Genomic DNA, 19,132 nt, shown 5'->3' on the forward strand with positions numbered 1-19,132 from the left:
GCTTCACCTTCGGTTCGCAATGACACAAAAAGCAAAAATCCCTCAAATTGAGGGATTTTTTATGTTTAAGAATGAATCTTATTAAGCTTCGTTAGAAGGAGTTTCGTTTTCCACTGGTCTTTCACCTTGTGGTTTTTGTCCTTCTGGTCTTCTTTGTCCCTCAGGTCTTCCTTGTCCTTCCGGTCTTCTTTGACCTTCTGGTCTACCCTGTCCTTCTGGTCTTGGAGGTCTTGGTAAAAGAACTTTACGGGAAAGTTTCATTTTCTTACGGTCATCGTAACCCATAAACTTCACTTCTACTTCATCACCTTCTGCATAAGGAACTTTGTCTAAACGAGCCCATTCAATTTCAGAAATATGAAGAAGTCCTTCTGTTCCTTTAGCAATCGCTACGAATGCACCGAAGTCCATTACTTTCACTACTTTACCTTTGTAAACTTCACCTATAACTGGTACGAAAGTAATTTCATTGATTTTTGCAACAGCAGCATTGATCTTCTCTCTGTCTGTTCCTGCAATTTCGATACGTCCGATTTCACCTACTTCTTCAATAGCAATAACCGTATCTGTATCTTTCTGCATCTGCTGAATGATTTTTCCACCAGGCCCGATTACAGCACCGATGAAGTCTTTAGAGATCTCCATTACCACCATTTTCGGTGCGTGAGGTTTCACGTCAGATCTTGGCTCAGAAATAGTTTCAGTAATTTTATTTAAGATGTGTAATCTTCCGTCTCTAGCCTGCATCAAAGCTTTTTCCATGATATCCATAGAAAGTCCCTGGATTTTAATATCCATCTGACAAGCTGTAATACCATCTGCAGTACCTGTTACTTTGAAGTCCATATCACCAAGGTGATCTTCATCTCCTAAGATATCAGAAAGTACAGTGAATTTACCGGATTTTGCATCTGTGATCAATCCCATAGCAATACCAGAAACAGGTTTTGTAATTTTCACCCCTGCATCCATCAATGCTAATGTTCCTGCACAAACTGTCGCCATTGAAGATGAACCGTTTGATTCCAGAATATCAGAAACAATTCTGATTGTATATGGATTTTCTTCAGGAATAACTGCCTGCAATGCTCTCTGAGCAAGGTTCCCGTGTCCTACTTCTCTTCTTGAAGTTCCTCTTAGAGGTCTTGCTTCACCTGTAGAGAATGGAGGGAAGTTATAATGTAAAAAGAATTTTTCGTCGTGTTGCGTGATTACGCTGTCTACCATATTGGCATCCTTTACAGAACCTAAAGTTACTGCTGTTAGAGATTGAGTTTCACCTCTTGTAAATATTGCAGAACCGTGAGCTCCCGGAAGATAGTCAATTTCTGACCAGATTGGACGGATCGTTTGAGGATCACGACCATCAAGACGGATATTGTCTTCAAGGATCATCTGACGCATTGCTTCTTTCTCTACATCATGGTAGTATACTTTTACGAAAGGAGTTACTCTTTCCAGCTCTTCTTCATTATCTGCATATTGAGCTAAAAACTCTTCACGAACTGCCTTGAATTTATCTCCTCTCTCCTCTTTACCAGATGGAGTTCTTGCTACTTCGTATACTTTATCGTAAGTTTCTTTCCAAACTTTTTCACGAATTTCTTCGTCATGAGTTTCGTGAGAATATTCTCTCTTAGGGAAAGCCTTACCTACTTTTTCTGCTAATCTTTCCTGAGCTTCAATTTGCTTTTTAATTTCAGCATGACCAAAATTAATAGCTTCTAACATTTCCTGCTCAGAAATTTCTTTCATTTCTCCTTCTACCATTACGATGGAGTCTTTAGTAGCTCCGACCATGATGTCTAATTCAGAATTTTTCAATTCTTCATAGCTTGGATTGATAGAAAGCACTCCGTCAAATCTTACAACTCTTACTTCAGACATTGGTCCGTTGAAAGGGATATCAGTAATAGCAATAGCTGCAGAAGCTGCCAAACCTGCTAAATCATCAGGAATCGTTTTCCCGTCATAAGAAATTAATGAAATCATTACCTGAACTTCCGCATGGAAATCTTCAGGGAAAAGCGGACGTAGAACTCTGTCTACTAAACGCATCGTTAGAATTTCCTGATCAGAAGGTCTTGCTTCTCTACGGAAAAAGTTTCCAGGAATTCTTCCGCCTGCGTAGAATTTTTCTCTATAATCTACTGTTAAAGGTAAAAAATCTACACCAGGATTTGCTTCTTTATTGGCTACAACAGTTGCTAAAAGCATTGTTCCGCCCATTTTTACTACCACAGATCCATCAGCCTGCTTGGCCAATTTACCTGTTTCAATAGTGATTTCTCTGCCATCAGCAAGAGTAATCAGCTCTGTAAACGCTTGAGGTATACTCATAAATTTGTCTTCTTAATACTCCGTATTGAGTATGAATTAATATTTAAACTCTTTAAATTTCGTGTGCAAAGGTACTATATAATAATGATATATTAAATTTTTCAATTGCATAAATAGACTGTCAAAATACAAAAAATTGGCTATCAATTGATGAAAGATTCAAAAATGTGTATCAGCAATTGCTATTTATTCATCATTTGTGAAAATAAAAAAGTGTTTTTTGGAGATAATGTCTTGTAAAATCCTATCGTTTTTGTATTATTGTCTCAAAAAATGAAAATAATACTTTAATCTGAAAAAAAGTCTATTTTTCATTCTAAAAATGATTAAAATTATTGCAAACCAATAGGCGGATCCCTATATTTGCCCTACTTCACCAATTACAATGCTGTAGGTTAAAAAGAGTTAAGGAATTATCCTTATACAGATAAATAAATGTTTATGATTAATAAAGAAGTACAACCTCAAAGCAGGAATTATACGGTTCCGTTGATTACCATCACCCTGCTGTTTTTTATGTGGGGATTCATCACCTGTATGAATGACATCCTGATCCCCTATCTGAAACAACTTTTCAATCTTACCTTTTTCGAATCCATGCTGGTACAGTTCTGTTTTTTTGGAGCTTACTTTATCGGATCACTGATTTATTTTATGATCTCTATCACGAAAGGAGATCCTATCAATAAATTAGGCTATAAAAAAGGAATTCTGTTCGGAATTTTTCTGGCAGCTTTAGGTTGTGTCCTGTTCTATCCGGCAGCAACGTTTTCGTATTATCCTTTATTTTTAGGAGCGTTATTTATTTTAGGACTGGGTTTTACAGTACTACAGATTACCGCCAACGCTTATGTTTCATTGCTGGGAAGTGAAGAATCTGCATCCAGCCGACTGAATATGACTCAGGCATTCAATGCATTCGGAACAACGATTGCTCCTGTGCTTGGAGGCCACCTTATTTTTGAATTTTTCTCATCACCGGACGGATCATTCAGTGCGGTAGCAACGAGAATTCCTTACCTGATTTTTGCCGGTATTCTTTTATTGGTAGCCTTGTTAATTTCAAGAGTTAAACTCCCTTCATTCCAGACGGGTGGAGAAGAAGTTGTAAAAGGCTGGGGAGCACTCGAATTCAGTCACCTGAAATTCGGGGTATTTGCTATGTTCTGCTATGTGGGCGGAGAAGTTGCAGTGGGAAGTTTTATCATCAGTTTCCTGGAACAGCCACAGATTATGGGCTTTAACGAGATCATCAGTAAGAATTATCTTTCTTTATATTGGGGAGGAGCAATGATCGGCCGTTTTCTTGGAGCCATCTCTTTAAACCAGTCTTTAAGCCAGAGTAAAAAGGCTGTTTATATGCTGGGAGCAGCAGGAGCTGTTTTTCTTGTAATTTTCAGCATTGTGAATCTTACTTTTTCTCAGATCAGCTTTTTCCTTGTGTTTATTGTTCTTAATTTCATTGCCTTTTTCGTTGGTAAAGCAGCTCCAGCAAGAACATTATCCATCTTTGCCGCAATCAATGTTGTATTACTGATTTCTGCAATGGTGAATCATGGTGAGTTGGCGATGTACAGCATCCTAGGAATCGGAATTTTCAATTCTATTATGTTCTCTAACATTTATACACTGGCTATTTCAGGACTGGGTAAATATACCAGTCAGGGATCTTCTTTAGTGGTAATGGCTATTTTGGGAGGTGCTATTGTTCCTATTTTCCAGGGATATCTTGCAGATCAGTTTGGGGTACAGCATTCATTTATTATTCCTGTATTCTGCTATCTGGTTATTCTGATCTTTGGAGCTTACTGTACCAAATATCTGGGTCATGTGGAAAGCACTGAGGCCAAATCTGGTCATTAAAATAAAACTTATTTAAAATATATAAAGCGGAATATCTCAAAGGTGCTCCGCTTTCTTTTTTTCAGATTTTAAAATGTAACTTTTCATTAGAAAAAAGAACTTATCTTATATAGTAACACAATTATTATGAAAATACAGTTAAAGCTTGAATACGCAGCATTTTTATTGTTAGGAGCATATGCTTTTGCACAAACCGGATACTCCTGGTGGTGGTTTGCCGGGCTTTTCTTTGCGCCGGACATTTCCATGCTGGGATATACAATTAATACTAAATTGGGGGCTTTTTGTTATAATCTCTTCCATCATTTGGGGCTGGCAATCATAGTTTATTTGACAGGAACAGCCCTTTCTCTACCCTATTTACAAGTGGCTGGGGCAATTTTATTTTCCCATTCTGCTTTTGACAGGATTTTAGGGTATGGATTGAAATATCCAGACAGTTTTCAGAATACGCATTTGGGGAAGATTGGGAAGAAGGCAGAATAATGAATGGCAATGAAAATATTGTATTCCTGATAGATTATCTATCAGTTATAAACAAAAAAGCAACCTCTTTCGAAGTTGCTTTTTATTTTGAAAATCTTTATAGATTATTTTCTTAAACCTAGTTCAGCAATAATTGCTCTATATCTTGCGATATCTTTGTTTTTAAGGTAATCTAATAAACTTTTTCTCTTACCTACCAATTTCACTAGAGATCTCTCTGTGTTGAAATCGTGACGGTTAGCCTTTAGGTGTTGAGATAAGTGGTTGATTCTGAAAGTGAAAAGAGCGATTTGTCCTTCAGCACTCCCTGTGTCTTGTGCAGATTTTCCGTGTTTTGCGAAAATTTCCTGCTTTTTGTCTGTTGTTAAGTACATTCCAATATTGTTTAATGATTATTATGTAACGGGTGCAAAATTACGACTATTTTTTGATTCTGCAAACATTATTGATTTCATATATCAAATTTGATAGAAAAAAATGTTAAAAATTTCTTAATAAATTCTATGTAATCAAATGAAAAGGCAGTAATTTTGCATTCGAATTACAAATGAAAAAAATTATATTCTTCACAGCCGTTACTACTTTTTTATTTATTGGCATTACTTCTGTAAAAGCTCAGAAAAATGATGATGATAAAATAAAAAAAGTTCTTTACTTCAATCCCGAGGTAGAGCCTGATATTGACGAAATAAAAGACCCTACCAACAATGCTTTCTTTGATGCTGTTACCGATAATTTCAGCGGTAGAAGAAATAAAATGCTCCGGGCTGAAGTTCAGGTTCCCTTTGACAGTATAGATAAACAAACGATTGTGGATTACTGTCACAATAATGATGCTGATTTTGCTATTGTTTCCAAAGTGAGATATTTCAAAGTAGGATTTGGAAAATATGTCTTCTCCAATCAGGTGGTTGTGAGTATGAAACTTTTTGGTGCTGACGGAAACCTTGTCACCGAAACAGATCACGACACCTATCGAAAAAATATGCGTCTGCTAGGCTCTACAACCAACTCTGTCAAGATAGGAACTGAAGGAGCTATCAAAGGAATCATCAAAAAACTAAGAAAACTGAAACCAACGGAGGCAGAACTGTGAGTTTAAGGTTTAAGGTTTAAGGTTTAAGGTTTAAGGTTTAAGGTTGGAATATAGGATTTTCATTATCCATGATGAATTTATATATCAGACAAATTCGTCATTCGTCATTCATCATTCATCATTCTTTAAAAGATTTTCATAATATAAAAAGCACCTGTTTACATTATAAACAGGTGCTTTTCACGTAAATAATAGCCACAAATAACTGATTTACAATTAAATATTTTCACCAAATAAGGAATTATTAAATATTTTTTACTATTTTAGTTCAATATTAAAACCTGAATCACATGAAAAATTTAAAGAAACTCAGCAGAGAAAAAGCAAAGCAGATCAATGGCGGATCTATTGAAAGATGCAGTGAAACAAGACCATGTTCCGTTGGATGGTGCTGTTTTGGAGCCTGTTCTCCATTCATCTGTATTGAATAAAAATAAAACAAACTATAAAAATCAAATCTCATGAAAAATCTAAAAAAACTCAGCAGACAAGTACAAAAGGAAATCAAAGGCAGCGGACCTTTCAAAAGATGTACAGAACATTACGAATGTCCGGGTGGATCATGCTGTCACAACACTTGTGTTGTCAACCCATGTCCTCTGGAATAATATATGATCATTACAGACACCTGCATTAGTAGGTGTTTTTTATTTAAAATATTAAATAAAATATTGATTTACAGTAGAATATTTTCATTTAAAATTAAATACCATAGAAATATTTACTATTTTAGTAGAACATTAAATCAAAACTATATGAAAAACTTAAAGAAACTCAGCAGAGAAGCTGCCAAACAAATTAATGGTGGTATCGGGCTGTTCAGATGCAGTATAACAAGACCTTGCTCTGTTGGATATTGCTGTAACGGAGAATGTATTGATCACGATTGTATGATAGAACCTTAATCTTAATATATTGATGATCATGAGAAATTCAAATCTTAAAAAGCTCAACAGACTAGAGCAAAAAAATATTAAAGGAAGCGGAATAAAAAAGTGTGGTGACAACTCAGATTGTGGACCATATCAATGTTGTACAAACGCTGTCTGTACATACATTCCTACTTCAGAATGCGAACCAATGTAAAGAATATTGGAATTTAAAATTTAATTTTTGAACATCCGCTTCGGCGGGTGTTTTTTTGTACTTATACTGAAGCACTAAACTTTAATTAATCCTTAATTTTGCCACTTTATTGGCCAGTCTTAAAAATTTGAATTATTTTTGCATATCCAAAAAATTTCACGTTTTGAATTCTAGAGACGAACTTATCTTCAACCCTGCCGATATTGCCGAAACTCTCAGCGAACTTCATGCTGATGAGAGGCTTCTCGCGTTCCTGAAGGTTCCGAAAGAGTACAAAGCAGAAGTTTTTTCGCACCTTGATCCTGACTTTCAGGAGGATACCATCAGAAGTATCGGAAGCGATGAAGTTTCCGAAATCCTGAATGCGATGACTCCGGATGACAGAACTGCTCTTTTTGAGGATTTTCCGGATGAGCTTATCAAGTATTCCATCAACCACCTTAATCCACAGGAAAGAAGAATTGCTTTAAAGCTTCTTGGATACAACTCGGATTCTATTGCCCGTCTGATGACTCCTTATTATATTCAGATCCGTAAGGAATGGACGGTAAAAAGATGTCTTCAGCAGATCAAAAAGGTAGGGAAAAGAGTGGAAACCATGAACTACCTGTATGTAGTAGATGAAAGAAACCGTCTGATTGATGATTTAGCTGTAGGAAGTTTACTGTTAGCCGAAGAAGATACTTTAGTGTCCGATCTTATGGATAATCATTTTGTGGCGATCACCACGATGACTACCAAAGAAGACGCCGTTACTTATTTTGAAAAATATGACCGTTCAGCGCTTCCTATTATTACAGAAGCGGGAGTTCTTGTAGGGATTGTAACGATTGATGATATCCTTGACCAGATTGAACAGCAAAATACCGAAGACATTCAGAAATTTGGGGGTCTTGAAGCCTTAGATTTACCATATACCCAGACTTCTCTTATCGAAATGGTAAAAAAGAGAGGAATGTGGCTGATTATATTATTCTTTTCCGAAATGCTCACCGCTTCAGCCATGGGATATTTCGAAGACGAAATCCAAAAAGCAGTGGTATTGGCACTTTTTGTTCCACTAATTATTTCCAGTGGCGGAAACTCAGGTTCACAGGCCGCAACGCTTATTATTAGAGCAATGGCACTTCAAGAAATCGGTTTAAAAGACTGGTGGTATGTCATGAAAAAAGAAATATTCACCGGGTTGTTTTTAGGAGGGATTTTGGGAATTATTGGCTTCTTAAGAATCATGGTCTGGCATGAAGCAGGCTTTTTCAGTTATGGTACCCACTGGGTTTATGTAGGACTAAGTGTAGCCGTTTCTTTAGTATTGATCGTTCTCTGGGGAACTCTTTCAGGATCAATGGTTCCATTTATCTTAAAGAAATTAAAACTAGATCCTGCTACTTCATCTGCTCCTTTTGTAGCCACTCTTGTGGACGTTACGGGACTTATCATTTACTTTTCTGTAGCCGGACTTTTCTTAACCGGAAAACTTTTGTAATTTTAGGCATCATCTAACATGCCAATATGAAAATCGTTTCACTTGTACCTTCTATTACTGAGGCTTTATTTGACCTTGGACTTACCGAAAATGAAGTTGTAGGCAGAACAAAATTCTGTATTCATCCTCAGGATAAAATAAAAAATGTGGCTGTAATCGGAGGAACTAAGAATATCAATATTGAAAAAATTAAAGCATTACAACCGGATCTTATTCTTGCCAATAAGGAAGAGAATGTAAAAGAACAGGTAGAAGCTTTAATGGATGATTATAAAGTAATGGTCACCAATATTGACACGATTGAGGATAATTATTATTTGCTTAAAAATCTCGGAAAACTCTTTGGAAAGGAAGACAGAGCTCAGCTATTCAATCTTAAAATTTATGATATTCTGAATCAGGCTAAGCTGGATGCTCCTGTTAAAGCCGCTTATCTTATCTGGAATAATCCTTATATGACCATTGGTTCAGATACTTTTATCCATAGGATTTTAACTGAAATTGGTTTTGAAAATATTTTTAAGAATAAAACCCGTTATCCTCAGATTACCACAGAAGATTTGGCCGATGTTGATGTCATTATGCTTTCTTCAGAACCGTTTCCTTTTAAAGAAAAACATATTGAGGAATTGCAGGCTTTCTATCCTGATAAAAAGATTATGATTGTGGATGGAGAAGCATTTTCGTGGTATGGAACTCATATTGCGAAGTGTGAGCATTATTTTAAAGAACTTCTTACAGAAATTCATTCGATGCAGCAAAGTTAATTTTTCAACAAAGACTTTAAACCCTAAACATTAAACTTTAAATATTCAATTCACATGTCTGGTACAGTTATATTATCTGAAGGAGAAGAATTCGATCGCGTTATACAGGAAGTTTCAAAATACATCAATCTTTATGTAATGGCCTTTGAAAAAGAGGAAAGAACGATTACACGACTGGAAAAACGTGAAAATATGTATGGTGGAAACGGAACGGTGTACATGATACAGATGTTTGACCAGAAAGAACTGACGAATAATCGTTTGGCTGCGTACATGGTTTTATTGAACAAAGGTGATGAATCCGGATTTCACACCCACAGTGTCAGAAATGAACAAGAATTGTATGTAGTCTTTCATGGAACCGGAGAATATCGTGAAAGAACCGGAACAGATGGACTCATACGTAAGAAAATGCTTCAGAAAGGAGATATTACTGCTATAAGTTCTATAGGATATCATTCTGTTGAAAATACAGGTGATGAGCCTTTAATTATGTTTGTTATTACCACTAATAATCCATAAAAAACTCCGGCTAGATTAGCCGGAGTCTATATTTTACTTGTATTAAGTTTCAATTACAAAACCTTAGAAACTTCATTACAAAGCCATTCTAACAATTCGCGGTCTTCTTTCGTGAAAGGATCGATGGTATGAGAATCAATATCAATCTGACCGATATTTTTTCCGTCTTTAAAAATCGGAACAACAATTTCTGCTTTTGTATCGATAGAACAGCTTAAATAGTTGCTTTCTTCGTGTACATCAGGAACTACAAATGTTTCATTAGAAACCGCTACCTGTCCGCAGATTCCTTTACCGTAAGGAATAATGGTATGATCTGTTGGAGCTCCTACATAAGGCCCTAAAATCAACTCGTCCTTGTCTCCGTTTTTGAAATAGAAACCCGTCCAGTTGAAGTAAGGAATTTCCTGATCCAATAAGTGACAAACTTTTTCAAGTTTTTCTTCTGTATTATGTTTAGGACTTTCAAGAATTGAGGAAAGTCTTTTCTTTAATTCTGACATTGTATTTATTTTTTAAGAGAATTGTTTTAGGGAAAGTTCTTCTTTATATCCGAACATTCCACGCTCTTTGATCATTTCTGCTACGCCTTCCGGTACCTGAGTTTCCCAGCCTTTTACACAACATGCTATTTTTCTCAAAATTTCTCTTGAGTAGATTTCCAGAAACTCCGGATTATAATTGGTAATATCTACAATACGGTTGTTGTGTTTGAAATATTTGTATAATTCTTTCAGGTTTTCTTCCACTTTAAGGTTTGAAGAATCCAGTAATTGATGTGTTTCAGGATCTTTATAAGGATACAGATATACTCTCATTCCATTTCTGAAAAACTTACCGAATGCTTCCAGAATTCCTCCCGAAAGGTTTTGATAATATTTCTCATCAAATACCATCAACATATTATTTACTCCCATTGCTACACCGATATCTCCACTTGTGTAAGACGCAAAATAATCTATCAGTCTGTAATATTCTGAGAAATTTGAGATAATAACGGTGTATCCCAGTTTTCCGAGAATATCTACCCTATCAAGGAAATCTCTTTCATCAATATCTCCGTCTGCTCTCAGATTGGAAATGGTGATTTCGATAAGAACTTCTGTTTCTTCGTGGGTACAGGTGGCATCTTTGAAGAACATATCCATACCGTTTTTCAGCATATCAATGTTTACTTTCGTTACCGGCCTGAAACTTCCTCTCACCGCGAAAATATTCTTCTTGTATAATACATCTGCCGGAAGCATGTTGTTCCCTTCAGAATTGAAGATTACCGCATCAGTCATTCCATTCTTTACCAATTGAAGAGACATCAGTCTGTTATCAACATAGGCAAAAGCAGGTCCGCTAAAGTCGATCATGTCAATTTCCAGATTATCTTTTGCAATATCATCGTAAAGAGATTCTACTAAAGTTCTTGGATTGTCAAAATAATGGAAGGCTCCGAAAATAAGGTTCACTCCAAGATTCCCTAAGGTTTCCTGCTGAAGAGTGGCATCATTTTCTTTGAATTTTACGTGAATTACGATTTCATTGTAATCTTCATTTTCTTTAGTCTGAAAACGAATCCCTACCCAACCGTGGCCTCTTACAGTCTTGTCAAAATTGATGGTAGTTACCGTATTGGCATAAGAAAAGAATTTTCTATCCGGATTATTATCTCTTGAAATTCTCTCTTCAATCAAAGCTACTTCATATCGAAGCATTTTGCGAAGCCTGTTTTGGGTAACATACCTGTTTTTTACTTCCTTTCCGTAGATGGCATCACTAAAATCTTTGTCATAAGCAGACATCGCCTTAGCAATCGTACCGGAAGCTCCCCCTGCTCTAAAAAAGTGGCGAACAGTCTCCTGCCCTGCTCCAATTTCTGCGAAAGTACCATAAATAGTAGGATCTAGATTAATTGTTAATGCTTTTTGTTTAGGAGTTAGTTTCTGATACATTAGGACATGAAATTTTTCGTAAATTTACCAAAATTAAACCAACCTCAAAAGAAAATGAAGTTGAAATTTTTAGGAACTGGTACTTCTCAAGGTGTACCCGTTATAGGCTGTACATGTGAAGTGTGTACTTCCGAAAATCCCAAAGACAAACGCTTACGCTCTTCCGTGATGGTAACTACGGAAGAAAATAAAAAAATACTGATCGACTGTGGTCCGGATTTCAGGCAGCAAATGCTTACTAACCACGAACATAACGTAGACATTGCGTTGATTACCCATGAACACAATGACCATGTGATCGGGCTGGATGATATGCGTCCACTGATTTTTAAAAGCGGAAAAGATGTTCCGCTGTACTGCTATTCGAGGGTTGCTCATGAAATAAAAAACAGATTTCCTTACGCTTTTGCAGATATAAGATATCCCGGTGCACCTGCTTTTGAACTTCACGAAATTGAAAATAAGCCTTTTCAGGTACTGAATACAGAAATCACTCCGATAGAAGTGATTCACTATAAAATTACAGTCTTCGGATATAAATTTAAAAAGCTGGCTTACATTACAGATGCCGGATTTATTTCTGAAACGGAAAAGGAAAAACTGAAGGATTTGGACGTTCTGATCTTAAACTGCATCAGGAAATTTGATCCCCATCCTGCTCATTTTATCCTTCCGGATGTTATTAAGCTGTTTGAAGAGCTAAAACCGAAGCAATTATTTTTAACACATATCAGTCATCATTTAGGTTTGCATGATATTGAGGATAAGCAGCTTCCGGCCGGAATACACCTTGCCTACGATGGTTTGGAACTTAATTTTTAAAATATTTTCTTCAAAAAGCTTTTGAACATTGAAAAAAGTTCCTATATTTGCACACCAATTTGAAACAAACATCACGTTTGGACTCAACATCAAGCCCAGGTGGCGGAATTGGTAGACGCGCTGGTCTCAAACACCAGTTCTTAGGAGTACCGGTTCGATCCCGGTCCTGGGTACAAGACCGGAAAGAGGTAATAATTCACTTTCTTTCCGGTTTTTTTTCATGCCTAACTCATTGTTTATCTGGTATATATAAGAGAGCAAAACATTGGGTCGGGTGGTTCGATAATGATTTTCTGAAAATTGCAATTTTTCAGGGAATATCGAACCAATTATCTTACGTTTTACCTCGATATCCCCGTCAGTATAGAGTTTTGCAAGGTCTACCAGGTTCGATAGTGCTTGGTCTAGTAGTTTTTGAAAATCTATTTTCTTATTATCTTTTCCTTTAGTTAATTTAGCTTCGAGCTTTTCAATTTGTCCTTTACAGTCGGTTTTAATTTCAAGATAATCTTCATCATCAATTACCTCCTCCATCAGTTTATTTCTTGCCTGTTTCAATCTGCTATTTAAACGATCTATTTCTAATAGAATTGCTTTCCTTTCTCTTTGGGGATTATTGATTAATTTTTCAAAATTTTGCCTCAACACCTTTTTCAAATAATTTTTTATAGATGCGCGCATTTCCAATGACTGCAATATTTCTAAAAATTTAGAATTAATAATCTCAGATTTGTAACGGTATGAACACGGTGACTGGCAATGATAGTAATAATATTTATTTCCAGAACGTCCCGTAGAGGCACTGCCTGTAATCAAATGACCACATTCCGGACACACAAGGAAACCTCTTAATGGCAAATTATCGTCAGACAGTACTTTTACATTAGGTCTGGCTGGATTCACATTTCCATCCATTATACATTGAACTTTTTCGAATAGTTCTTCACTGATCAAAGGTTCATGAATACTTTTAACAAAATGAGCCTCCTCTTCATTGAATTGCTCCACGTAAATTTTCCCGCAATATGCGGTATTGCGTAAACTTGCAAGAAAGGCACTTATCCTAACTGACTTTCCTTCTTTTCTGTTCATCATATCCATGATTTGGCTCGCTGAATAAACGCCTTTGGACATTTCATTAAATGCCCATTTCATATTGGAAGCTTCCGGTTCCTTCGGAATTACATACTTTTTCCCGTTCTCCGTTATTCTGTTAGCGTAGCCATAAGGTGCCCTTCCCATTAATCTGCCTTCTTTTTTAGCACGGCGCATTCCATAATAAGTATTCAGAGCGCGCCTGTCGTTTTCAACTTCTGGTGCAGCAAGATATATAGCCAGCATCATTTTATTTTCAGGAATTGAAAGATCTAAAGGTTGCTCAATGGCCTGTGGTTCAACGCTAATTTTCCTAAGTATGTTAATCATTTGATACGCATCGCCAGCGTTCCTGCTGAAGCGATCCCATTTTGTAAAAAGCAGCAGATCCGTTTTTGAGCTTTTTTTCTTTAGCGTATCCAGTAATTTAATCCACTCTGGCCTGATAAAAGTCTTGGCTGAGTAATCTTCATAAATGATTTGACCTACTTTAATGTTATTGTTTTCACAATAACGTTTTAATCGTTCCTCCTGATCTCTTTGCGAGTATCCCTTATCTGCCTGCTCATCAGTTGACACACGGATATATAAATCGGCTTTTTTCATATATAAATCTTAGAAAATATTATTGTTCTAGAAAACTCTTAATGGTAATTTTTAAGAGCATCGTCAGAAAGCTTAAAATATCTTTCGCCTCCTCAATGCTTAATTCAATTCCCTCCTCTTCTTTAAAAATCTTGATAATCTCCTCTATGGTAATGTTACTAATTTCAACTTTCTTCTCCATACCAATACATTTTTAATAAAAGTATTGGACAACTGTTTTGAAATTAAACCCAGACACTTATGCGATGTATTTGGCTTTTAAATATAAATGTTTAACGCTTGAAACATGTAAAATCAAACGAAACACTTAACATCAACCATCGGGCGGAAAAAATTTTTATTTATAAAAGATGTGATTACGTTTAAATTTATTTTTTAGGTGCAACAAGAGAAAATTGATGCAAAGAAATTCATCATTCTTAGATTCAACTAAAATACAAATAAAATCAACATTGTTAATTTAAACATTCATTTCATATACAAAAACAGGTTATTGACTGTTATTACACGAAACATTTTCCATAATAAACCGGTAAAAAGGCAGCTAAGGTATTGTTGCCAGCCGTCATGCTAATCCAACCAAAAGACTACGGCATAAACGGTTTCCTCCCTAAAGGTACCCTCCAATTATTCCGTTTCCTTTTGTTTTTTTTCATTGTCAACACTTCATATCTGCTTTCTTTTTTCCGGTTTTCTTTTGAAAAATATTCAACGAAGCCTAAAAGGCTTTTAAGAAATAGGACGGAGAAGGGATTGAAAAGGCTTTTGATCTAAAAAAGACACCTAACAGTTCAAAGATGTTTTAAATAAATGCTGTTTTAACTTAAGTACGGGAAACAAAAGGCTCTGCCGTACTCAGAGCAATAACAATGAAATATAATATCGTAAATGAGATCAAATTGATCTACACAAGGAAAGGAAATACTGAAAAAAAGGTACTGAACTCTCAGGATGCTACAGATATTTTCCGGGAACATTTTGATGCGGATCAGATCGACTACAGGGAGTCATTTTACTCAATGTATATGAATCAGGCTAACAAGGTCTTAGGAATACAAAAAATATCAGAATCTGGAATTACCTCTTCTCTTGTTGACATCAGAATTATCATGCAGGGGGCCTTATTATGTAATGCCGTATCAATTATTATAGCCCATAACCATCCTTCCGGCAACCTTACACCTTCTCGCGAAGACATAGGCATCACACAAAAAATAAAGGAGGCTGGACAATTATTAAATATTAAACTGCTTGATCATTGTATAATAACTTCAATAGACTCCTACTCTTTCTCCGATGAAGGTATTTTATAAGAAACTTAAATTTCTGAAAAATAAGAATCCAGAGCCGATTACCGGTCTGGATTCTTGTGGCGTCGCGGAAAGATGATTGTCCTTTAGGGGAACAACCATCTTTCCGCAAATACTAAACAATGCTTCTCAAATTAGATGGTTTTATTTGAAGTGGAAATATATATTTGTAAGCTAAAGAAATAGTATTTATCCGTTTAGCTTTTTGTTGTTGAATTGAAATTCAATTTTCTCCTCATTTCCAAAACTGTCTGAGATCCATACCGTAAATGATTGTGAAACTTCAGAGGTTGAAGTATAATACAATCTGAACTCTTTCTCATACAGAGGATAAATATCATTAGGAAAGTAAGGTTGAGTGTTATAGTACTGCAGCTTTCCTACTCCCTCAAATTGAAAATATCGAAGATAATATTTGGTGTCAGCAAAATTACCTTCAGGAATAATTTTGATACGGATCTCCACATACTCATCTTTAGCGATATCCTTGGGAACAGGCATAACCGACACCTTAAAAGGATAATTCTGCTGAATTTCCAAATCATCTTTCTCACATGATTGTAAAAATAGTCCAATCACAAATAGTAGCAAGAAACACTTGAATTGTATTTTAACTGTATTAATTATATTTTTCATTTTTCATTATTTTTAGAAATTATATCTTATTCCAACCCCCAGCAGAAAGTAAAAATTAACCATTTGACTATTTTTCAAAAAACGAAGTTGCCCGTTGACCAGGAAAACTAAATGCTCAGTCAGATAGCTTTCAATAGACAGCTTACCGTTCGTCCCATAAATAAAATTACCTGTAGAGTTAAGCTTTGATCCATCATACAACAATTCATCACCTCTATTAATCTGCTCATAACCAACAATACCTCCAATTCCCAGATTAAAATTGACATTTCGCATGAAGTCTCCCCAAACATAAAAACTGTACCCACCACTCAGCAGGAAACTATCTATCGGGATATCGCCGCTTGTGTATTTATAATATTTTCTACCATATTCTGCCAGTCCAAAAAAGTAATTACCATTCTTCGAATAAGAAACAAGCCCAGTACTTAACATATAATTTTGTTTTTCTGGAGATTTTGGAAATACCGAATAGGTAAATTCAATACCAATTTGCTTAGGAATCATCTGTTGAGCAAATATTTTGCTACTCATTATCATCATGAAGATGACTGTTAAAAATATTTTGTGCATCTTACTCCGTTTTAATGGTTAAACTATGTATCACTCTTGCATGAACCAGATCTTCATTTTCAAGCTGTACTTTCAGATGCCTTCCCCCATTCTTTTCCAGAATTTCAATCTCCAACACCTGATCTTTTAAGAGCGTAAACTGATCAAGCATATAAATCCCTTTACTGTCTGAATGATTAGCTACGGTCGTTTCCGGGAAATAGGTGCGAACCTTCTCTAAAATCTTATCCTGAACGACCGTTCGCTTTAAGTTCTTTTTATCGACAATTTTAAAATTGACCCATTCAATAACATACCCTACATTACTTTGATTCTTAACCTGCAATGTGAAATAAAACTTGCTGTCATTAACGTGCAGTGCCCGGACTGAAAACTCAATTCCATAGCTTTTCGAAACAATATGCTTAATAGTTCTGTTGTCTTTCCTGTAAAGATTTTCCATAATGAGCCAGGTGAGAGAAGTTGAGCTTCCTTTAAGATCTTCAAATAATACATCAGTAGCATATTGCCTTTCAATACCCCTTTGAAGTCTTACTAAATCATAGCTTAATATATCGGGATAAGAACTGTAAGATGCATCAAAACTGTAAAATTTTCCATCTTCGGTAATGACCGAAAAATTAGTTTCCTCTTCAAAATCTCTGACGGCTGACTTAATCCTAAGGACGTTTCCTATAGGCTCTGCCTTATTGGCAACCAAGAGATCACTTCCCAGGTCAACATATCGTATTGATGTAGGAAATATCAGATGACTGGTTTTATTGTAGGTAACCTGTATCCTGAAAGGCTCTAATTTTCCTTCTTCCAAGGAATAATAGGTAGCCACAGAATCCTGTCCAAATGCCTTGCTTATTAATAGAAGTAATAGCATAATGAGTATATAATGACTCTTTTGTGTATTCATTTTTATTTTTTTTGATTAGTTATTTTTGGGTAAGAGTAAAACTTGATGGCCAGCTTTTACAGTTACTTTCAATTGTCTGACTCTCTTCTGAAAATAACCAGACAGTCCCTGTACTACTCCCCTGCTCAGATCAGCTGCAATCTGTTGTCCTGCAGATTGGGTCATCATAATATTAGTACCTGAAGTCTGGCTCATATTCGCTACAATATCGCTTACCGCATTCTGCTCCGCAGAATAAGGAACACACAATCCCATCTGACCGTCAGTGTCATAAACATTGATTTCTACAGGATAGATATTACCTTGAGATTGAATGGAAGATATTTTTAACTGAAGCCTACCCCCCTGAAATTTGCTTACTGCAATCATTAGGCTCCCCGCCGGAATTACAGTTCGTCCGACTTGCATCTCTTCTAAAAGCCTTATAGATAAAATACTTTCGTTTACCAAAGTCTTAGTTTCATAGACCACTCCTTTTATTGCGTTTTTTGTCTGAACTGCGTTTTCTGAATCATTTTGACTGCCACAAAATCTATTATGATTCAAACCTGCAATAAAGGCACTATCCGATTGCTGTCTATATAATGAAGAAACAACATTGGAACGTACCGGTATTGCTGAAGTCAGTTTAACCTTCTTTTCCGTTGACTTTTCGATTTCTTCTTTTCCTGCTGGTTTTTCCTGCTTTGGCATCGTTGGAAGATACTTAGCAGCCATTTGATACGATTTTTCCATGAGCTCTAACTGGTCGTTGATTCCCAAACCCGCAGGAACAGCATGATTTTGCATTGACTCATTCTTTAGCCTTGAAATTTCTTTCCTTAAGTTATTGACCTCCTTATCATCCCGATTATAGAAAGAGCTTAAGGTCTGCTGTGCATTTCGATAACTGTTCAGGGCATTCTGATCGGATTGCTGAAGTACACTTTTAGTGGATGTTGAAGAAGGTGGGTTGCTATTATAGTTTACACCGTTCTGGTCATTCCAGTAATTTGATAAAGTTGTTATTGAATTTCTCTTTTCTTCATTCTTTTGCTCTAATAACTGCTGCTCATAAGCCTTTTGCTTATCAGACTGTAATTGACCGTCTTTTGCCTGTGGAATAACTGCATTAAAGCCAGCCTCTTCAATAATGGCATGATCGGTATTGGGCTTAAAGATGAGATAAAAGCAAGATGCACATACAGCAGCCATCAAAAAGTAGATCAAAGGTTTCTTTAATCTTTCCCATTGAGCCTTGGGATGATCATTCACTCCGCTATAATTTTGGGAGAGATCATTTTCTGTCACTCTAATTTTCTCTGAATCTTTCATATTCTATTTTTTAGTGGATGAGTTTACTATTTCATTATGCTCCAATCCTTTTTCGGTAGGTTTCTTAGAAATGCCGTCAATATGATTGATAGAAATGGTATTACTTCTTTGACCTGTAGAAATACAGATATTGACAATGACGATGACGGTTATCAAAACATAACCACCAAAGAAAACCTTGGTCAGGAATTTTTGTCGCTCTACCGGAAGAGATTTCCAGTGTGTATCAATCTTTACAACATAATTTTCGAGTGTATCTCTTAGTTTTTTCATATCGGTCTTA

At 36.0% G+C, this 19,132-nt stretch carries 22 protein-coding genes and 1 tRNA gene; 12 read left to right on the forward strand and 11 right to left on the reverse strand.

The features are described from left to right. Nucleotides 1-81: 81 nt before the first annotated feature. Complete coding sequence (locus ACM6F9_RS17755) at nucleotides 82-2,340, reverse strand: polyribonucleotide nucleotidyltransferase (protein ID WP_414846948.1); 2,259 nt, start codon at nucleotides 2,338-2,340, stop codon at nucleotides 82-84. A gap of 441 nt (nucleotides 2,341-2,781) precedes the next feature. Here ACM6F9_RS17755 and ACM6F9_RS17760 point away from each other — a divergent pair, with 441 nt between their 5' ends. Together ACM6F9_RS17760 and ACM6F9_RS17765 are read left to right on the forward strand one after the other, a co-directional pair. Next, on the forward strand, nucleotides 2,782-4,203 hold the full coding sequence (locus ACM6F9_RS17760) for a sugar MFS transporter (RefSeq protein WP_414846949.1): 1,422 nt from the start codon (nucleotides 2,782-2,784) through the stop codon (nucleotides 4,201-4,203). 126 nt (nucleotides 4,204-4,329) lie between these two features. After that, entirely contained in the window at nucleotides 4,330-4,689 is a 360-nt protein-coding gene (locus ACM6F9_RS17765; RefSeq protein WP_414846950.1) for a DUF4260 domain-containing protein, read from the forward strand. Nucleotides 4,690-4,793: 104 nt separating this feature from the next. Here ACM6F9_RS17765 and rpsO read toward each other — a convergent pair whose 3' ends face one another. Next, a complete protein-coding gene (gene rpsO / locus ACM6F9_RS17770; protein WP_034692246.1) occupies nucleotides 4,794-5,063 on the reverse strand; it encodes a 30S ribosomal protein S15 in 270 nt (89 codons plus the stop codon). Nucleotides 5,064-5,236: 173 nt separating this feature from the next. On the opposite strand from rpsO, the gene ACM6F9_RS17775 reads away from it, so the two are divergent. The 7 genes from ACM6F9_RS17775 to ACM6F9_RS17805 all read left to right on the forward strand — a co-directional run bounded on the left by ACM6F9_RS17775 (nucleotide 5,237) and on the right by ACM6F9_RS17805 (nucleotide 9,646). Then, nucleotides 5,237-5,785, forward strand: a complete 549-nt coding sequence (locus tag ACM6F9_RS17775; protein WP_414846951.1) for a pyruvate decarboxylase — start codon at nucleotides 5,237-5,239, stop codon at nucleotides 5,783-5,785. A gap of 290 nt (nucleotides 5,786-6,075) precedes the next feature. Continuing rightward, nucleotides 6,076-6,216, forward strand: a complete 141-nt coding sequence (locus ACM6F9_RS17780; protein ID WP_414846952.1) for a bacteriocin-like protein — start codon at nucleotides 6,076-6,078, stop codon at nucleotides 6,214-6,216. A 30-nt stretch (nucleotides 6,217-6,246) separates the two neighbouring features. Further along, nucleotides 6,247-6,393: a bacteriocin-like protein gene (locus tag ACM6F9_RS17785; RefSeq protein ID WP_002980914.1), complete on the forward strand. Its 147-nt coding sequence runs from the start codon at nucleotides 6,247-6,249 to the stop codon at nucleotides 6,391-6,393. 147 nt (nucleotides 6,394-6,540) lie between these two features. Then, a complete protein-coding gene (locus ACM6F9_RS17790) occupies nucleotides 6,541-6,690 on the forward strand; it encodes a bacteriocin-like protein (RefSeq protein ID WP_165790524.1) in 150 nt (49 codons plus the stop codon). Between the two features lie 344 nt (nucleotides 6,691-7,034). Beyond that, nucleotides 7,035-8,357 (forward strand): magnesium transporter, encoded by a 1,323-nt coding sequence (mgtE, locus tag ACM6F9_RS17795; RefSeq protein ID WP_414846953.1) that lies wholly within the window; start codon nucleotides 7,035-7,037, stop codon nucleotides 8,355-8,357. A 26-nt stretch (nucleotides 8,358-8,383) separates the two neighbouring features. Next, nucleotides 8,384-9,124, forward strand: coding sequence for an ABC transporter substrate-binding protein (locus tag ACM6F9_RS17800; protein ID WP_414846954.1), 741 nt, complete (start codon nucleotides 8,384-8,386; stop codon nucleotides 9,122-9,124). A gap of 54 nt (nucleotides 9,125-9,178) precedes the next feature. Beyond that, nucleotides 9,179-9,646: a cupin domain-containing protein gene (locus ACM6F9_RS17805; protein WP_414846955.1), complete on the forward strand. Its 468-nt coding sequence runs from the start codon at nucleotides 9,179-9,181 to the stop codon at nucleotides 9,644-9,646. A 53-nt stretch (nucleotides 9,647-9,699) separates the two neighbouring features. Here ACM6F9_RS17805 and ACM6F9_RS17810 read toward each other — a convergent pair whose 3' ends face one another. Further along, the gene (locus tag ACM6F9_RS17810) at nucleotides 9,700-10,149 is read right to left on the reverse strand and encodes a GAF domain-containing protein (RefSeq protein ID WP_089693849.1); all 450 of its coding nucleotides are present in this window, start codon (nucleotides 10,147-10,149) and stop codon (nucleotides 9,700-9,702) included. A gap of 12 nt (nucleotides 10,150-10,161) precedes the next feature. Beyond that, nucleotides 10,162-11,589 (reverse strand): nicotinate-nucleotide adenylyltransferase, encoded by a 1,428-nt coding sequence (locus tag ACM6F9_RS17815; protein ID WP_105702911.1) that lies wholly within the window; start codon nucleotides 11,587-11,589, stop codon nucleotides 10,162-10,164. 54 nt (nucleotides 11,590-11,643) lie between these two features. On the opposite strand from ACM6F9_RS17815, the gene ACM6F9_RS17820 reads away from it, so the two are divergent. Further along, nucleotides 11,644-12,411, forward strand: a complete 768-nt coding sequence (locus tag ACM6F9_RS17820) for an MBL fold metallo-hydrolase (protein WP_414846956.1) — start codon at nucleotides 11,644-11,646, stop codon at nucleotides 12,409-12,411. A gap of 93 nt (nucleotides 12,412-12,504) precedes the next feature. Further along, nucleotides 12,505-12,584, forward strand: a tRNA-Leu gene (locus ACM6F9_RS17825). On the opposite strand, the gene ACM6F9_RS17830 is transcribed toward ACM6F9_RS17825, so the two are convergent. Next, the gene (locus tag ACM6F9_RS17830) at nucleotides 12,538-14,112 is read right to left on the reverse strand and encodes a recombinase family protein (RefSeq protein WP_414847164.1); all 1,575 of its coding nucleotides are present in this window, start codon (nucleotides 14,110-14,112) and stop codon (nucleotides 12,538-12,540) included. The two genes, ACM6F9_RS17825 and ACM6F9_RS17830, sit on opposite strands and share 47 nt — an antisense overlap. Before the next feature lie 19 nt (nucleotides 14,113-14,131). Further along, a complete protein-coding gene (locus ACM6F9_RS17835) occupies nucleotides 14,132-14,293 on the reverse strand; it encodes a hypothetical protein (protein WP_002980924.1) in 162 nt (53 codons plus the stop codon). A 688-nt stretch (nucleotides 14,294-14,981) separates the two neighbouring features. Between ACM6F9_RS17835 and ACM6F9_RS17840 the strand changes: the two genes are divergently transcribed. Next, entirely contained in the window at nucleotides 14,982-15,425 is a 444-nt protein-coding gene (locus ACM6F9_RS17840) for a JAB domain-containing protein (protein WP_414846957.1), read from the forward strand. 186 nt (nucleotides 15,426-15,611) lie between these two features. Here ACM6F9_RS17840 and ACM6F9_RS17845 read toward each other — a convergent pair whose 3' ends face one another. The 5 genes from ACM6F9_RS17845 to ACM6F9_RS17865 are packed head-to-tail and all read right to left on the reverse strand — an operon-like array spanning nucleotide 15,612 to nucleotide 19,122. Continuing rightward, a complete protein-coding gene (locus tag ACM6F9_RS17845; protein ID WP_414846958.1) occupies nucleotides 15,612-16,058 on the reverse strand; it encodes a DUF3872 domain-containing protein in 447 nt (148 codons plus the stop codon). 12 nt (nucleotides 16,059-16,070) lie between these two features. Next, nucleotides 16,071-16,631 carry a conjugal transfer protein TraO gene (locus ACM6F9_RS17850; protein WP_414846959.1) on the reverse strand — a complete coding sequence of 187 codons (561 nt, stop codon included), beginning with the start codon at nucleotides 16,629-16,631 and terminating at the stop codon, nucleotides 16,071-16,073. A gap of 1 nt (nucleotide 16,632) precedes the next feature. Further along, nucleotides 16,633-17,535, reverse strand: coding sequence for a conjugative transposon protein TraN (traN, locus tag ACM6F9_RS17855; RefSeq protein WP_414846960.1), 903 nt, complete (start codon nucleotides 17,533-17,535; stop codon nucleotides 16,633-16,635). A 15-nt stretch (nucleotides 17,536-17,550) separates the two neighbouring features. Beyond that, nucleotides 17,551-18,849 carry a conjugative transposon protein TraM gene (gene traM / locus ACM6F9_RS17860; RefSeq protein WP_414846961.1) on the reverse strand — a complete coding sequence of 433 codons (1,299 nt, stop codon included), beginning with the start codon at nucleotides 18,847-18,849 and terminating at the stop codon, nucleotides 17,551-17,553. Nucleotides 18,850-18,852: 3 nt separating this feature from the next. Then, nucleotides 18,853-19,122 carry a hypothetical protein gene (locus ACM6F9_RS17865; RefSeq protein ID WP_414846962.1) on the reverse strand — a complete coding sequence of 90 codons (270 nt, stop codon included), beginning with the start codon at nucleotides 19,120-19,122 and terminating at the stop codon, nucleotides 18,853-18,855. Nucleotides 19,123-19,132 lie beyond the last annotated feature (10 nt).

Origin of the sequence: Chryseobacterium sp. IT-36CA2 (assembly GCF_949767875.1) — a bacterium.
Taxonomy (GTDB): domain Bacteria; phylum Bacteroidota; class Bacteroidia; order Flavobacteriales; family Weeksellaceae; genus Chryseobacterium.

What these genes read in the sequence shown, in the direction of transcription:
- ACM6F9_RS17790 (WP_165790524.1), top strand. Translation starts at nt 6,541, where the DNA reads ATGAAAAACTTAAAGAAACTCAGCAGAGAAGCTGCCAAACAAATTAAT.
- ACM6F9_RS17805 (WP_414846955.1), top strand. Translation starts at nt 9,179, where the DNA reads ATGTCTGGTACAGTTATATTATCTGAAGGAGAAGAATTCGATCGCGTT.
- ACM6F9_RS17850 (WP_414846959.1), bottom strand. Translation starts at nt 16,631, where the DNA reads ATGCACAAAATATTTTTAACAGTCATCTTCATGATGATAATGAGTAGC.
- ACM6F9_RS17820 (WP_414846956.1), top strand. Translation starts at nt 11,644, where the DNA reads ATGAAGTTGAAATTTTTAGGAACTGGTACTTCTCAAGGTGTACCCGTT.
- ACM6F9_RS17815 (WP_105702911.1), bottom strand. Translation starts at nt 11,589, where the DNA reads ATGTATCAGAAACTAACTCCTAAACAAAAAGCATTAACAATTAATCTA.
- ACM6F9_RS17845 (WP_414846958.1), bottom strand. Translation starts at nt 16,058, where the DNA reads ATGAAAAATATAATTAATACAGTTAAAATACAATTCAAGTGTTTCTTG.
- ACM6F9_RS17830 (WP_414847164.1), bottom strand. Translation starts at nt 14,112, where the DNA reads ATGAAAAAAGCCGATTTATATATCCGTGTGTCAACTGATGAGCAGGCA.
- ACM6F9_RS17840 (WP_414846957.1), top strand. Translation starts at nt 14,982, where the DNA reads ATGAAATATAATATCGTAAATGAGATCAAATTGATCTACACAAGGAAA.
- ACM6F9_RS17785 (WP_002980914.1), top strand. Translation starts at nt 6,247, where the DNA reads ATGAAAAATCTAAAAAAACTCAGCAGACAAGTACAAAAGGAAATCAAA.
- traN (WP_414846960.1), bottom strand. Translation starts at nt 17,535, where the DNA reads ATGAATACACAAAAGAGTCATTATATACTCATTATGCTATTACTTCTA.
- traM (WP_414846961.1), bottom strand. Translation starts at nt 18,849, where the DNA reads ATGAAAGATTCAGAGAAAATTAGAGTGACAGAAAATGATCTCTCCCAA.
- ACM6F9_RS17765 (WP_414846950.1), top strand. Translation starts at nt 4,330, where the DNA reads ATGAAAATACAGTTAAAGCTTGAATACGCAGCATTTTTATTGTTAGGA.
- rpsO (WP_034692246.1), bottom strand. Translation starts at nt 5,063, where the DNA reads ATGTACTTAACAACAGACAAAAAGCAGGAAATTTTCGCAAAACACGGA.
- ACM6F9_RS17755 (WP_414846948.1), bottom strand. Translation starts at nt 2,340, where the DNA reads ATGAGTATACCTCAAGCGTTTACAGAGCTGATTACTCTTGCTGATGGC.
- ACM6F9_RS17865 (WP_414846962.1), bottom strand. Translation starts at nt 19,122, where the DNA reads ATGAAAAAACTAAGAGATACACTCGAAAATTATGTTGTAAAGATTGAT.
- ACM6F9_RS17775 (WP_414846951.1), top strand. Translation starts at nt 5,237, where the DNA reads ATGAAAAAAATTATATTCTTCACAGCCGTTACTACTTTTTTATTTATT.
- ACM6F9_RS17800 (WP_414846954.1), top strand. Translation starts at nt 8,384, where the DNA reads ATGAAAATCGTTTCACTTGTACCTTCTATTACTGAGGCTTTATTTGAC.
- ACM6F9_RS17810 (WP_089693849.1), bottom strand. Translation starts at nt 10,149, where the DNA reads ATGTCAGAATTAAAGAAAAGACTTTCCTCAATTCTTGAAAGTCCTAAA.
- ACM6F9_RS17760 (WP_414846949.1), top strand. Translation starts at nt 2,782, where the DNA reads ATGATTAATAAAGAAGTACAACCTCAAAGCAGGAATTATACGGTTCCG.
- ACM6F9_RS17835 (WP_002980924.1), bottom strand. Translation starts at nt 14,293, where the DNA reads ATGGAGAAGAAAGTTGAAATTAGTAACATTACCATAGAGGAGATTATC.
- ACM6F9_RS17780 (WP_414846952.1), top strand. Translation starts at nt 6,076, where the DNA reads ATGAAAAATTTAAAGAAACTCAGCAGAGAAAAAGCAAAGCAGATCAAT.